The organism is Phaeodactylibacter luteus, from assembly GCF_007993045.1.
Lineage (GTDB): Bacteria > Bacteroidota > Bacteroidia > Chitinophagales > Saprospiraceae > Phaeodactylibacter > Phaeodactylibacter luteus.
Genome location: NZ_VOOR01000266.1, coordinates 1 through 272, shown reverse-complemented (window position 1 = coordinate 272; position 272 = coordinate 1). Strand labels below are relative to the sequence as shown.

Annotated in this window: 1 protein-coding gene; it reads left to right on the top strand. The window is 58.5% G+C overall.

Annotated elements, in window-relative coordinates:
• Window positions 1-272: transposase (locus FRY97_RS22190; RefSeq protein WP_147169795.1), on the top strand; the 272-nt coding region annotated here is incomplete at both ends.

Below are 272 nucleotides of genomic sequence, written 5' to 3'. Positions count from 1 at the left end.
ATCCCGGTGTGGTGGGAAGACCTGTGCAAGGCGGGGCATTCCTCACAGGAAGAGCGCATGGGCATGCTCCGCAGGGCGATGAAGCAGTACCAAATGGCTGGCATGGTCTTGCTTGCAGACCGGGAATATGTCGGCGAAGAGTGGTTCAAGTACTTGTCTGATAGCGGCTTATACTTCGTAATCCGGCTAAAGGAAGGCATATACCATCGGGAAGTCGATGCGGGCGGGGGGCGCACCTGGCAGCAGCTCAAAGAGCTGGCCGCCCGAAAGGC